We start from the raw sequence: 13,754 nt of genomic DNA on the forward strand, positions 1-13,754 counted from the left end.
ATGGCGCGTCATACCCGCCTTTCGGGCCTCGAACCGCTGGTCATCACACCCGACCTGCTGTTCATCAACGTCGGCGAGCGCACCAACGTCACTGGTTCGGCACAGTTCAAGAAGCTGATCAAGGAAGACCGCTACGACGAGGCGGTCGAAGTAGCCCGCCAGCAGGTCGAAAACGGCGCGCAGATCATCGACATCAACATGGACGAGGGGCTGATCGATTCCGAGGCGGCGATGACCCGTTTCGTCAACCTGATCTCGTCCGAGCCGGATATCGCCCGCGTGCCATTCATGATCGACTCGTCCAAATGGACGGTGATCGAGGCCGGCCTGCGCTGCCTGCAGGGCAAGGGCATCGTCAACTCGATCTCGATGAAGGAAGGCGAAGCACAGTTCCTCGAACACGCGCGCAAAGTGCAGCAGTACGGTGCCGCCGCGGTGGTCATGGCATTCGACGAACAAGGCCAGGCCGACACCTGCGAGCGCAAGGTGGAGATCTGCTCGCGCGCCTATGAATTGCTGACGAAGGAACTCGACTTCCTGCCCGAAGACATTATCTTCGACCCGAACATCTTTGCGATCGCCACCGGCATCGAGGAGCACAACAACTACGCGGTGGATTTCATCGAAGCCACCCGCGAATTGAAGAGGCGCTTCCCGGATTGCCATATCTCCGGCGGCGTCTCCAACGTGTCGTTCTCGTTCCGCGGCAACAACATCGTGCGCGAGGCGATCCATTCGGTATTCCTGTTCCACGCCATCAAAGCCGGCATGGACATGGGCATCGTCAACGCCGGCGCGCTGACGATCATGGACGACATCGATCCGCCGCTGCGTGAGCGCGTCGAGGACGTGGTGCTGAATCGCCGCGATGACGCCACCGAACGGCTGCTGGAGATCGCCGACAATTACAAGGGCAAGCGTGGCGAAGCCGTGGTCGAGACGCTCGCCTGGCGCGAGAAACACGTACGCGAGCGACTCAGCCACGCGCTGGTACACGGCATCGACCAGTACGTGGTCGAAGACACCGAGGAAGCCCGCCAACTGTCGACGCGCCCGCTCGACGTGATCGAGGGGCCGTTGATGGACGGCATGAACGTGGTCGGTGACCTGTTCGGTGCCGGCAAGATGTTCCTGCCGCAGGTGGTGAAGTCCGCCCGCGTGATGAAGAAGGCGGTGGCCTACCTGCTGCCGTACATCGAGGCGGAAAAGCTGCGCACCGGCGACATGGGCAAGAACAACGGCAAGATCATCATGGCCACGGTCAAGGGCGACGTGCACGACATCGGCAAGAACATCGTCGGCGTGGTGCTCCGCTGCAACAACTTCGAGGTGATCGATCTCGGCGTGATGGTACCGGCGCAAAAAATTCTGGAGGCCGCGATCGCAGAAAAGGCCGACATGATCGGCCTGTCCGGTCTGATCACGCCGTCGCTGGAGGAAATGAGCCAGGTCGCGCGCGAGATGCAGCGGCAGGACTTCCACATCCCGCTGCTGATCGGCGGCGCCACCACCTCGCGTGCGCACACCGCGCTGAAAATCGAGCCGCATTACAAGGCCGGCACGGTCTGGGTGAAGGACGCCTCGCGCGCCGTCGGCGTGGCGCAGTCGCTGGTCAGCAAGGATCTGGTCGACGACTTTCTCGCCAAGGTGCGCGCCGACTATGCCGACGTGCGCGAACGCCATCGCAACCGCGGCCCCGGCAAACAGCTGGTATCGCTGACCAAGGCGCGCGCCCAGCGCTTCAGCTGCGACTGGGCCACCTACGCGCCACCGCAGCCGAACAAGCCAGGCGTCACCGTGTTCGACGATTACGATCTCGCCACGCTGCGTCCCTACATCGACTGGACGCCGTTCTTCCAGGCGTGGGAACTGGCAGGCCATTATCCTGCCATCCTCACCGACGCCGTGGTCGGCACCCAGGCCAGCGAACTGTTCCGCGATGCACAGGCAATGCTCGACAAGATCATCACCGCGAAGTGGTTGACCGCCCGCGCCGTAATCGGCCTGTGGCCTGCGGCGAATGTCGGCGACGATGTGGAAGTGTATGCCGACACCGATCGCACGCAGCGGCTCGCCATCTTGCATAGCCTGCGTCAACAGGTCGACAAACCCGTCGAGCGCCCCGATTTCTGCCTGGCCGATTTCATTGCACCAAAAGAATTCGATAAGCCCGATTGGCTGGGCGGCTTCGCAGTCACCGCCGGCATCGGCATCGAAGAACATCTGGCGCGCTTCGAGGCCGATTACGACGACTATTCGTCGATCCTGCTGAAGGCACTCGCCGATCGCCTAGCCGAGGCCTTTGCCGAGCATATGCACGAACGTGTACGGCGCGAGTTCTGGGGCTTCGTGCCGGACGAATCACTCGACAACGACGCGCTGATCGCCGAAAAATACCGCGGTATCCGCCCGGCTCCCGGCTACCCGGCCTGCCCCGACCACACCGAAAAGACTGCGCTGTTCGCCCTGCTCGACGTCACCCGCAACACCGGCATCGAACTGACCGAAGGCTTCGCGATGTACCCCACGGCTGCCGTCTCCGGCTGGTACTACTCGCATCCGGAAAGCCAGTACTTCGTGGTCGGTCGGCTCAGCAAGGAACAGGTCGAAGATTATGCCAAACGCAAAGGCTGGACACTGGTCGAAGCCGAACGCTGGCTCGCCTCCAACCTCGACTACGACCCCGAATGACCGGTAGGAATACACACTGTGCGCGATGCTTTTGCGTGTACCTCGCGAAAGGCCATCGCGCACGACCGAAGGAAGTCCCTTGTGGGTAGGTGCGCTCCTACGACTCCAGGTCAGGCAATCGTGTCACCGGTAATGCTGTTCTTGTGATGACGCAGATGCACGACCAGGTTGTAGACCGAGACGAACGCCGGGAAGAAATTCGAGATGATGCCCACCGAATCGTTCTTGCCGACCGTGAAATAAGCCAGCAACAACGCACTGCCCACCACCGACAGCCACCAGAACGACAGCGGCATCACCACCCGCTTGTGCTTGCGTGTGTAGTACAGCTGCACAAACCAGCGGCTGGTGAACATCACCGAGCCGAGCAAGCCAACAACCTTCCACGGTGTCAGCTGGAAATGCTGCAACGCGTGCAGGATATGGGCAAGTTGAGTGCTGAGAAAATCCATGGTCGGGTGCTTTGGCGTTGGAAGAACGGCGAGTTTACAACCCTCCACACGCACCACCGCCGAGCCGGCCCATAGCCTGCCAGTCGCCCTGTCCGGGGACGAAAACCGGCGCCAACCATTGACCCGCGCGACGACTCCCCCTAGAATTCCGCGTTCTCGGCGGGCGATTAGCTCAGCGGTAGAGCACTGCCTTCACACGGCAGGTGTCGCAAGTTCGATCCTTGCATCGCCCACCACTAGATTCCACGAAAAAGGCCACCGGATGAGGTGGCCTTTTTCGTTGCATGAACGTCAGAGCGGCAAACGCCACTTACCTGCCTCGACTAATCGATGGATGAGGTCGCGTGCATGCAGTCCATGACCTGTTCGGAGAACCAGGCGTCCTGTCCAGCGTTCGCATGATACTTTGCGGTAGTGGTTGGCCCAGTGGCGACGATATCTACCAGTGCGACCATTGGGCCGCCCGCACCATCCCTGAGCTGGATACTGGTTCCCCCGAACATCGGTACGACGGCCATCTGAGCCGATCTTTTCGACCAGCTTCCAGAAACACAGGCGACAACCTCATCCACGCTTCTGTCTCCTACGTAGTAACCGGTCGCGGGTGAATCGCGCAGGCTTTGTACCTCGGTGCATGCGGACAGGAGCCCAACAACAGCAATGAAGGCCAGATATCGTTTCATGATCATTTGTATCCGTGGGTTTTCATGTTGTGCCAGACCATCATCAGTGTATCTGGCTTCCGCTTTCGACTGAAACCGCATAGCCGGGTAGCTATCACCGGCTCGCACATCTCCACCTGAACATACCAAACGAAACCTGCGATGCCATTCTCGCTACTCCGGAGTGGAACCGGTCTGGCGACTTGGTTGCGAGAAGAAAGTCATTGTCACCCTGTTGGCAACGACCGCCGGTTGTATCGAGCACTTCAAATGACTTTTCAGTCCAGGCAAGCATTCTTAAACCGTTTGTTCCGCAACGTCCATCCTTGAAATACAACCGCGCGGCAGGAAGCATCAGAGCTTTAGATCAAGGCTGAGACGTACCTCCCGTGGCTCGCCGGGATGCACGGTAATGCCATCGGGCACTGGCGCGCTGGCAAGCGAAGCACGGTAGTCCTGCTCATATTCGATGTCGTAATACCTGCGGTCAAACAGGTTGAGTACGTCCAGCGTCAGCGATACCGAAGACGTGAGCGTGCGCTGCAGACGCAGGTTTGTGACGATCGCTGACGAACCGACCAGCGTGTTGTCCTGCGATAGTGGATATTTGCCGATGTAGCGCAGCTTGATATCGCCCGACCAGTTGTCGACGTCGTGTACGGTCAAGCCCAACGATGCGACCTTCGGCACTGCGTTGGGTATGTGATCACCCAACTCGCCATTGTCGTTGTTGTTGGCGAAGCGCGCATGCGTCCATGCCAGATCGGCGTCGAACAGCAACCAGTCGTTGATCACCGCGTGATTGTTCCATTCCACGCCGTAACGCTTGCTGGCACCGTTGGGCGTGGTGCTGCCGACTGCCGAATCCGCGTCGTAAACCAGCTCGGATTCACTGTTCAAACGCCAGAGCGACAGCGAGCTTTGCAGGCCGGGAATGATCTCGGTGCGTACACCGATCTCCTGACCGAAGGCACCGACCAGCGGCGGTACGGGCGATGCCGAGCCACCAGTGGTCGGGTCGATCCGGTAGATCACACCGCGCGCGTCGTTGCTATGGAAGCCGTCACCAGCATCGAGGAAAAACTCGGTCTTGGCCCACGGGCCAAAGACCAGCGCGAGCTTTGGCGATGTGCGGCTCCCGGACGCGTCGCCGGTGTTCTGCGGAATATTAAACTCGGTCAGGCCCAGGTGAATATCGTCCTGGCGTATACCGATCTGACTGCGAAACCAGTCGCTCCACACGGTGGTGTTCTCGAGATACACGGCTGCTTCGGTTTCGTTGACGCGATTGTCGTTGACAGTCTGGAACGGGATGCGGTCCTCGGTGTTGAACAGACCGACATCGATATGATCGTGACGCAGCTGAAAGCCGGCCTCGGTGGTGGAATCATGGCCGAACAGGCTCCCGGTCCAGCCGCGGGCGATCTTGGTGCCAACCAGGTTGCGCGACTCTGCCTGCTCGAACTGGTCGCCAGTGTCCGGTCGCAGCTCGAAATAGGTGAAGTCGGAAAACAGCTGCAGTCGGTAGTGCTCGGCATACGCCGATACCTTGGTGTAACCGTTGGCGTCCTGGGTATGCCATTCGCCGGAGAGGATGTCGCGGCCGCTATAGCCACCATCGCTGGTATCCAACGCGCAGAACTGGCACAGCGCCCCGGACTGGATGAGCGACAGTGGCACCTGGTCGGTGGAATCCCAATGGGCGTCATAGGCGTTGAGGTCGATGGACCAGCCACGCGCGGCATCGCCATCGCTCAGGCGCGTCAGTCCGTTGAACTTGTGCATGTCCTCGGGCAACCGCCACGGTCCGTTTTCGCTCAGCACCTCCACCGCACCCAGCAAGGTGGGGCCGGCGGCGCTGGTGTTGCCACTGTCGGTCGTGGCCCAAGCCGGCAGCGACACTGGCGTGGAGCCGGCCAGCAGCATGCGACGGTAATCGAAGCTGCCGAGGGTAAGGTCGAGGATGGGACTGGGTAGGACGTTGCGGTAAAGAATGTCGGCCGAACCGGCAGCGGAGAAATCGCCGTTCTCGGCAAAGTAGGTGCCCTTGCGGTAATCGATCTGCTGCACCAGCTCGGGTATCAGGAAATTGAGGTCGGAATAGCCCTGGCCGTGTGCATTGGTCGGCATGTTGACCGGCACGCCGTCCACGCTGGTGGCGAAGTCGGTGCCGTGATCGAGGTTGTAGCCACGCAGAAAATACTGGTTGGCCTTGCCATCGCCGGAATGCTGGGTCACCACCATGCCTGGAATCGCCTCCAGCACCTCGCCCGGGCGCAGCAGCGGAATATCCTGCAGCAGCGACCCGAGAATGACGCCCTGCGACGCGGCGCTGCTGGTGCCAATACCGTTGTTGTAGTGGCCAACCACGTCGACCGGCGTCAGCGTGGTCGCTGATGATGCGCTGGCTGGTGCGGTATCGCTGATTGGCTGGCTCGCCGGCGTGTCGGCAGGCTGCGCGTTAGCGATCGAAGCAGCGCATAACACCAAGCCGACGAACCACCTCGACAAACTCTTCGCAAGAACCCGACAAGAGTGCAACGTATCCATGGACTGACTCCATACGTGCACCGCGGCAAACCAAGATCGATAGTGATATTGGCCATATCCCGAAAGTCGCACGAACAATTTGCAGCGTTCAAGTCAAAGTAAGTACGGGTTTAATACGGACAACATGTCAGCGCTGGCTCCGTAGCGCTGGATCAATTTGGAATGATCGCGCTGAAACCTGGAATCAGGATATTGAAGGCTCGCTGCACCAACCAGCCAGTAGCGAGAGCGATGATCAACAGCGACCCCCAGCGCAAGAGCACCACTTGATAGAACCATGTCTTGCGCAGCATGTACGCCAGCGGCAGGAAGGCCAGCACGATGGCTTCCTGGCCGATCTCCACGCCAACGCTGAAACCACCGAGGGACGCTGCCATGGCGCCGGCCGGCAACTGCAGCCCGGCCAGGGCGCTGGCAAAACCCAGGCCGTGGATGAAACCGAAGGCAAAGGCAATCAACCAGACGCGCTTGTGTACAACCGGATAGATGTTGTTCAGAGCCGCGACCATCACCGACAGGGCGATACCGGATTCCACCAATCGATCGGGCAAGTGCACGATGCCAAGAACGGCCAGCGACAGCGTCACCGAATGCGATAGGCTGAACGCGGATACGACCTTGATGACATCCAGGCATGCCGGCCAGAATCTCGGCGAAGCCTCCCAGCGATATTGCGGGGGTTGTGCCGTAAGCGCCATCAACGCGCCGCTGGTCTCGGCCAGGGCAGCACTTGCGCGCCATCCATCACCTCGCGGCTGCAAGCGGCGCCTGATCAGGACCGCCGGCAACAACAACGACAGCAGAAACAATATGTGATCGATACCGGTCCAGATGTGCCAGATACCGTCCGTGACAAAGCTCTTGAATTCCCCCCAGCGATCCGGCTCGCGCAAGTTCAGGCTGGCCACGGGGTCGCTCGGCCCGAGCACGGCGCCGGCGATCTTGTCGCCCGCGTGAATGGTGACAATGCCGCGGTGATAAGGATCGAGGTCGTACATCAGGCGATAGACGACCGTGAGCTTGCTCGGGATGTTCTTGTCGCAGACCGCATCGAACAGGATGACTGCATAGGCACCATCGGTGTGCTCGTCGATCTTCTGTCCAGTCGGCTGCATCGCGCAGGTCAGGCCGTCGCCCTTGACCTCTAGTCGCGACAGCGCATAGTCCTCAATGACCTTGCGCTGCGCCTTGACCTCGCCCCAGGTGATCGCTCCATCGTGCCTACTGTCGAGACCGATCGCATAATCGAGATCACGCAGGGCGATATCCCACTGGCCATGCATTACGTGATCGTTGGCAGTGTCAGTGCGCAAGGTGAGGTAGGCATCGCTTTCCTTGTGTGCATAGGCACTCAGCGGGCTGAAGCCAATGGCGATGACGAACAAGGCATACAGCCATCTTTGCAGGTTCATCGATCGCTCCCGCGCGAGAAAGAGCGGCTGGCTGAGGCGGACACGTTCAACGCTGATCGATCCGGCTGAGCCGCCCTCAGCTGCGCCACGAGTGGATCGATGGTCACATCCTTGAGATGCGTACTATCGATGAAATCGAGCGCAGGCTTTGCTGCCGCGGGATCGTTCGTGGCCAGCGCAGCCTCGAGATAGACGCGCACGTCCTTGGGTGCGCGCTGTACCCGCCAATTTTGCATGGCCAAATCCAACGCGGCCTTTGGATCATGCTCGACATGCAACAGATAGCTCGCCTCCTCGCGCATGAAGACGTGATCCCCGCGTTGGTCCATGGACCGAAACCGGGCATCCATTTCCGCCATGTCGGCCTTGGCTTTTGGCAAATCGAGCGCTTTCTCCGCTGTCACGAGAACCAGAAACGATGTGTCGGATTGGGTATCACCGCCGACCAGGTCAATCGCCTCTTTGGCGCGGACATGATCAATCAGAAATTCGCCGTAGTCGGCCAGCAAAAAGTTGTCACCTGGCGTCAGTTGCAGGGCTTTCTTGAAATGAGCATCGGCCTGATCGGCGAGGCCCATGCGTGCCGCGTTATCGGCCATCAAACCCTCAATCCACGCCGGGATGGCGGGGGGGGCCTTGGGGCCTGGGTTCTCCACATACGAGAACAATGCATCAGCCTGCGCGCCCTGCCCGCTGAGGCTGCGCAATGAGGCGCTACAGATCATGCCCATGAAATTGCCGGCATTGTTGGTTAGGTCGACACATAGGCGGTTTGCCAGAGCGTGGTCGCCCTGAACCATCGCAACCGTGGCCAACGTCAGCAGTGCCTGAACGTTGCCCGGGTCACGTTTGAGAATCTGCGTAAGTTCGTCGCGGGATGCCTGGAAAAAATGCCGGCTTTGCTGGATCGTCGCGTGTATGAGCATGACCGGAACAGGCGGTGTCGGTAATGCCATGAATGGCTGAATCACTGCCATTGCGCGGCCCAAGTAACGGGCATCGCCAGTCGAACGGCCGTAGTCCACATAGGCTGTGGCAAGCAACACGGCCTTTGTCGCATCTTGAGGGTGAGCACTGAAATCGCTGCGCAGTTGGTCGAATTGACGCACACGAGGATCAGTCCGCGGAGGTACGAGCTGCAGGACAACGCTGTCATTGGCGGGAATGTAGGGAGCGTCCCGAGCCGTTTGAGCAGCGAGAGGAATTGGCAACATGAACAGCAATGGGAAAAAAAGACGAAGTACGACGCAGCATGAACTGCGCCGTACTTCGTCGACCGTGCCTTCGTGTGTGTCATTCATGGAGTCATACTCGAAGGCGGCTTACTGCAATAAATCAGCTGGAAACTTGCAAGATATCAATGATGGACGCTGGCATTGACTGCACTGGGTGCCGTCGCATTGACCGAACCCGGAACCGGTGTGTTGAGGTACGGGAACACAGCCAGATAAGTGTCCGCTGCGTTCTCGTCGCCCACCACGTTTTCAGTCGCAGCCGTCGGCCCCGGTGAATTCGCGCCGTCGGTATAAGCCGCACCATTGTTCGGATCGGAAGTCTCGTTGCCACAGGTGCCGTACGTCGTACTGCAAATGGCACCTTCCACCACACGAAGCGCGATGGTGACGACATCGTCATAAGGACGACGCCCGTTCGGGAAGCCCGCCAGATCGCCCCCGAGCACACCGAGGTAATTTTGCGATGCGGGCGCCGTGGGTGCGATGGTGGTGTTCAGTCGCAACTCTTCGGAAGGGACAACGTGGGCCGGCTGATTGAGCCCGGGCAGGCCGGTAAGGAAAGCACTTACCAGATCGTTGCGTGGCGTCTGTGGCACCACCGCCGCTGTGCCGAACAATGCATTCAATAGAACCGGCAGCGTCGGATTGGTTACATAGCTGGCAAACTGCGCATCAGCGCTTGGCACGCTGCCATTGAAATTGTCCTTGTCCTTGAGACCAATGACCAGTTCATTGACCAGCGGCGAACCCAATCGGGATACCTGGGTGTAACGGTCACTGTAGAAGTTGTTCGGTGCGTAATAATCCGATTGCGTGCCGGTCTGGCTCAAGACCCAGTTGTCCTGCACGAATGAAGTTGTCCAGCCACCGATCACAGGATCGCCGGCGGTATCGCGCAAGCAGGCGACAGGAACTTCGAGCGCCAGCGTGTCGACATTCTTGTCGGTAAGCGCATTGGGAGTCGAGCCTACGCCCCCGAGCGGGTTGAGATTCACCAGATCGAAAATCGCGCCCAGATCGGCGACGAAACCATCCTTGCGCTGACCGACAAACATGCGACCAGGCGAAGCGCATCCGGGGATGATGATGCTATAGACGTAGTTGCCGGCGTACGTGGCATAGTCGGCGATTGATTTGTTGCCGATGTTGTCCGCGGGTTTGGTAAACGTGCCCGACCCACCTGTGGCATTGGTAATCGGTTGTCCAACGCCACCGTCCCGCACTAACTCCACCTTGTAGGTCTGGGTGACGTTTAGATTGCTCTGATTGCTGGCGGTAATCGGTCCGATGTTGATCAATGGCACCGTGGTTGATGTGCCGCCACCGGTGGGAACAGCGAGCTTGTTGTACGTGTTGGTGAATGTGAACCGGAAAGCGAGATTCGCTGTCGCACCACCGGTGTTGTCGATGCGAATATCGTATACAGCCCGGTCGCTCAACGTGTGGAAGTTCGGACCGCTGTAAGCGTCCTGCAGCGGATTGTAATTGGCCAGCAAAGTTACGTATCCGGTGCGTCCTGTTTCATAACTCATGAACATGTAGAAGTCGCTGGCATCGAGCTGCGGCATGGTGCTGATGAACGGGGCCTCGCGATGGCTTGACGCCATCGCGACTACGGGCAGCAAGCTCAAGAGCAGAACTATGGGTTTCAATTTCAATTTCATGGTGTTACCTCGTCGCACTGAATGATTCAATTCCGCGGAGTTCTCTCGGGCTTGAGGCTAAAGCGACACTACGCGGCTCCCGATTACATGCGGCTCCTGTGTGATCTGTTCGACGTAAGGCAGAAACGGTGGTGTTGCCAACGTGCGTATCTGACGCGATGGCATGCACATCGGATGGCTGATCTTCACGCTGACCCCCTGGGCCATCTCACTTCCTTGGAGACACATGGAGGTACGCATCGATGCGATGAGCGGATGCAAAAGCCTGAGGGAGAGGTGAATACTGTCAGTGACTATTCATCTGGCATTCATTAAAAATGAAATGAAGCCGAACATTCATGGCTGTTAACAGGATTGGAAACAGCGGCGAGCCAAGCTGCGGGCCACTTCACCACAGCTCTCCAGACGAGTATGGACTTTTGACCCATCTCAGATGACGCATCTGAGATGGGTCACGGTAGTTCGATCAATCAGTCAAGCCAAGCTGGTCAATTCATCAACTTTCGGCAGCTGGCGATGTATTGCCACTTTGGGAGGGCGACGCATGCCGGCAACATCCGCCATCCGAAGCTGACATTCACTGCGTCGGGTGCGGCTGGCGCGCTCACCCCAACGCATATTTCACATCACAAAGCCATGGTGCAAACGGTAATTGCTCGCAACCCGAAGCCATTCGCAAACGCACACGTCTTGACCCCGCATATCAGCGTGAAAAATAAAGTGCTTCGCGTCGATCATCGTGGATTTTGGGATGCCGGTTCGCGCGCACACGCCCTTGCGCGTCCCAGCAACAATTCACGCTCGCGCATGTTTTGAGTAAGTGAGGCGGCGCGCTCGAATTCAGGGCGCGCTTCGTCGAACCGACCGAGCCTGAACAACAAGTCGCCCCGCACGGTTGGCAGCAGGTGGTAATTCGCAAGTGTGGGTTCAGCGGTCAGCGCATCGACGAGTTCGAGGCCCGCGACAGGACCGAACGCCATAGACACCGCCACGGCACGATTGAGCTCCACCACTGGAGAGGGGGCCAGCTGCGCCAACATTGCATAGAGTTCTGTGATCCGCGTCCAGTCAGTGTCCTCTGCGGTGATTGCGCGCGCGTGGCAGGCAGCTATAGCGGCCTGCAGAGCATAAGGGCCGAGCGCACCACCCAGCTTTTCTGCATGATCGAGCGCTGCCAGTCCGCGGCGGATCAGCAGCTGGTCCCACTGCGCACGGTTCTGCTCAAGCAGCAGGATCGGCTCGCCTGCTGCGTTCACACGCGAATGTGCGCGAGAGGCCTGGACCTCCATCAGCGCAACCAGACCATGCGCCTCCGCTTCGCGCGGCACCAGTCCGACCAGTACTCGGCCAAGACGCAATGCCTCTTCGCACAGCGTTGGCCGCATCCAGTCGTCACCTGCCGTCGCGGAATAGCCTTCGTTGAAGACGAGATAGATGACACCGAGCACCGAAGACAGCCGCGCTGGCAGCTCCTCGGCGCGCGGCACCTCGAATGGCACCTGCGCATTGGCCAGGCTGCGCTTGGCGCGGACGATACGCTGCGCGATAGTCGGTTCGGGCACCAGGAATGCCCGGGCGATTTCCTCGGTAGTCAGGCCACCGAGCAGGCGCAAAGTCAACGCCACGCGCGCCTCGACGGACAACACCGGATGGCAGGCGATGAACATCAGCCGCAACAGGTCGTCGCCGATGGGATCATCGAGAGCCGCTTCAACCTTGGACACGGCATCCTCCTGCGCAGCTTCGAGCTCGTGCATCAGTTCCACATGCTTGCGCTCAAGCAGCTTGCCGCGGCGCAGGCGGTCGATCGCGCGGCGTTTCGCCGTGGTCATCAGCCACGCGCCGGGATTGTCCGGTACGCCCGACGTCGGCCACTGTTCCAGGGCGACGACCAGCGCATCCTGCGCCAGCTCTTCGGCCAAGCCGACGTCGCGCAGCATGCGGGTCAGGCCGGCGATGAGCCGGGGAGACTCGATCCGCCATACGGCATCGATGGTGCGATGGGTGTCGGTCGCTGGCATAGGCGGCCGATCACATCACCTGCCACTCCTTGATGCAAGCCCGTGTGTGGCTCCGTCTGCTTCTCGGCCGTTGCTGGCAACGCGCGAGTTCATTGCTCCTTTTCGCAATTGATCATCCACGGTACGCCGAATTGATCGACCAACATGCCGAAGCGCTCGGCCCAGAAGGTCTTCTCGTAGGGCATCTGCACCGTGCCGTTCTCTTTCAGCGCGTTGAAAATGCGTTCCCCTTCTGCCTTGTCGTGAATCTGGATCGACACCGAGCAACCCTTGATGCCGTCGTACGGACGATCGGGCGGGCAGTCGGAAGCCAGCAGCACCTGGTCGCCAATTTCCAGCCGTACGTGGATGAGCCAGTCGCGACTTTCCGCCGGCATGTTCTCGCAGCCGGGCGCTTCGCCGAAACGCATCATCATGGTGATCTTGCCGCGCAGGCATTGCTCGTAGAACTTGAATGCCGCTTCGGCGTTGCCGTTGAAAATGAGGTAGTTGGTCAGTTGCATGAGGTACTCCACCAATCAATCTTGGACTGGGTCCGATACTGGACTATGACTTCACCGCCGCCTGCACGCGCAACTGCGCCTCCTGCTCCCGCAGCTCCGGCGTGAGCTCGGCACCGAAGTCATCCGCCTCGAACACCTGGCGGATCTCGATTTCCGATTCGCTTTCGAACGGGTTGGGACAGCGCTTGACCCATTCGACCGCCTCCTCCATCGACTTCACCTGCCACAGCCAGAAGCCGGCAACCAGCTCCTTGGTCTCGGCAAACGGCCCGTCGATCACGCTACGCTGGCTGCCGGAGAATTTCACTCTTGTACCCTTCGAACTGGGCTGCAGTCCCTCAGCCGCCAGCATGATGCCGGCCTTGACCAGCTCCTCGTTGAACCGGCCCATCTCGGTCAGCAGCTTCTCGCTGGGCATCACACCGGCCTCTGAAGCCTGAGTGGCCTTGACCATCACGATGCATCGCATTGTCGTTTCTCCTTCAGGTTACGAACCGGGAGCCCATGCGGACGAAGCCCGTGCCTCGAACCCTCGCTCTATCCCAGCGACGAACGGGCAATCCC

General features: G+C 59.7%; 10 protein-coding genes and 1 tRNA gene. 2 read left to right on the forward strand and 9 right to left on the reverse strand.

Going from position 1 to position 13,754, the window contains the following annotated elements; genetic code table 11:
• The gene (metH, locus tag GSQ75_RS06010; RefSeq protein WP_158753555.1) at window positions 1-2,691 is read left to right on the forward strand and encodes a methionine synthase; all 2,691 of its coding nucleotides are present in this window, start codon (window positions 1-3) and stop codon (window positions 2,689-2,691) included.
• A 110-nt stretch (window positions 2,692-2,801) separates the two neighbouring features.
• On the opposite strand, the gene GSQ75_RS06015 is transcribed toward metH, so the two are convergent.
• Window positions 2,802-3,143: a lipid-A-disaccharide synthase N-terminal domain-containing protein gene (locus GSQ75_RS06015; protein WP_158753556.1), complete on the reverse strand. Its 342-nt coding sequence runs from the start codon at window positions 3,141-3,143 to the stop codon at window positions 2,802-2,804.
• A gap of 161 nt (window positions 3,144-3,304) precedes the next feature.
• On the opposite strand from GSQ75_RS06015, the gene GSQ75_RS06020 reads away from it, so the two are divergent.
• Window positions 3,305-3,379: transfer RNA gene (locus GSQ75_RS06020), tRNA-Val, on the forward strand.
• 87 nt (window positions 3,380-3,466) lie between these two features.
• Here GSQ75_RS06020 and GSQ75_RS06025 read toward each other — a convergent pair.
• The 8 genes from GSQ75_RS06025 to GSQ75_RS06060 all read right to left on the reverse strand — a co-directional run bounded on the left by GSQ75_RS06025 (window position 3,467) and on the right by GSQ75_RS06060 (window position 13,659).
• Window positions 3,467-3,826 carry a hypothetical protein gene (locus GSQ75_RS06025; RefSeq protein WP_158753557.1) on the reverse strand — a complete coding sequence of 120 codons (360 nt, stop codon included), beginning with the start codon at window positions 3,824-3,826 and terminating at the stop codon, window positions 3,467-3,469.
• Window positions 3,827-4,159: 333 nt separating this feature from the next.
• Window positions 4,160-6,355, reverse strand: coding sequence for a TonB-dependent receptor (locus tag GSQ75_RS06030; protein ID WP_158753558.1), 2,196 nt, complete (start codon window positions 6,353-6,355; stop codon window positions 4,160-4,162).
• 152 nt (window positions 6,356-6,507) lie between these two features.
• Window positions 6,508-7,767, reverse strand: a complete 1,260-nt coding sequence (locus tag GSQ75_RS06035; protein WP_158753559.1) for a HupE/UreJ family protein — start codon at window positions 7,765-7,767, stop codon at window positions 6,508-6,510.
• A complete protein-coding gene (locus tag GSQ75_RS06040) occupies window positions 7,764-9,068 on the reverse strand; it encodes a hypothetical protein (RefSeq protein WP_158753560.1) in 1,305 nt (434 codons plus the stop codon). The genes GSQ75_RS06035 and GSQ75_RS06040 overlap by 4 nt, the downstream gene beginning before the upstream one ends.
• A 56-nt stretch (window positions 9,069-9,124) precedes the next feature.
• Window positions 9,125-10,666, reverse strand: a complete 1,542-nt coding sequence (locus GSQ75_RS06045; protein WP_216840616.1) for a DUF4331 domain-containing protein — start codon at window positions 10,664-10,666, stop codon at window positions 9,125-9,127.
• A 734-nt stretch (window positions 10,667-11,400) separates the two neighbouring features.
• Window positions 11,401-12,687, reverse strand: a complete 1,287-nt coding sequence (locus GSQ75_RS06050) for an RNA polymerase sigma factor (protein ID WP_158753561.1) — start codon at window positions 12,685-12,687, stop codon at window positions 11,401-11,403.
• 89 nt (window positions 12,688-12,776) lie between these two features.
• Window positions 12,777-13,190, reverse strand: a complete 414-nt coding sequence (locus GSQ75_RS06055; RefSeq protein ID WP_158753562.1) for a VOC family protein — start codon at window positions 13,188-13,190, stop codon at window positions 12,777-12,779.
• 43 nt (window positions 13,191-13,233) lie between these two features.
• Window positions 13,234-13,659 carry a YciI family protein gene (locus tag GSQ75_RS06060; RefSeq protein ID WP_158753563.1) on the reverse strand — a complete coding sequence of 142 codons (426 nt, stop codon included), beginning with the start codon at window positions 13,657-13,659 and terminating at the stop codon, window positions 13,234-13,236.
• Window positions 13,660-13,754: the final 95 nt, after the last annotated feature.

Source organism: Dyella sp. S184 (assembly GCF_009766065.1).
GTDB lineage: Bacteria > Pseudomonadota > Gammaproteobacteria > Xanthomonadales > Rhodanobacteraceae > Rhodanobacter.

Bases quoted from the DNA above. Each gene is read 5' to 3' on its own strand.
- metH (WP_158753555.1), top strand. From the start codon at position 1: ATGGCGCGTCATACCCGCCTTTCGGGCCTCGAACCGCTGGTCATCACA.
- GSQ75_RS06015 (WP_158753556.1), bottom strand. From the start codon at position 3,143: ATGGATTTTCTCAGCACTCAACTTGCCCATATCCTGCACGCGTTGCAG.
- GSQ75_RS06025 (WP_158753557.1), bottom strand. From the start codon at position 3,826: ATGAAACGATATCTGGCCTTCATTGCTGTTGTTGGGCTCCTGTCCGCA.
- GSQ75_RS06030 (WP_158753558.1), bottom strand. From the start codon at position 6,355: ATGGATACGTTGCACTCTTGTCGGGTTCTTGCGAAGAGTTTGTCGAGG.
- GSQ75_RS06035 (WP_158753559.1), bottom strand. From the start codon at position 7,767: ATGAACCTGCAAAGATGGCTGTATGCCTTGTTCGTCATCGCCATTGGC.
- GSQ75_RS06040 (WP_158753560.1), bottom strand. From the start codon at position 9,068: ATGAATGACACACACGAAGGCACGGTCGACGAAGTACGGCGCAGTTCA.
- GSQ75_RS06045 (WP_216840616.1), bottom strand. From the start codon at position 10,666: ATGAAATTGAAATTGAAACCCATAGTTCTGCTCTTGAGCTTGCTGCCC.
- GSQ75_RS06050 (WP_158753561.1), bottom strand. From the start codon at position 12,687: ATGCCAGCGACCGACACCCATCGCACCATCGATGCCGTATGGCGGATC.
- GSQ75_RS06055 (WP_158753562.1), bottom strand. From the start codon at position 13,190: ATGCAACTGACCAACTACCTCATTTTCAACGGCAACGCCGAAGCGGCA.
- GSQ75_RS06060 (WP_158753563.1), bottom strand. From the start codon at position 13,659: ATGCGATGCATCGTGATGGTCAAGGCCACTCAGGCTTCAGAGGCCGGT.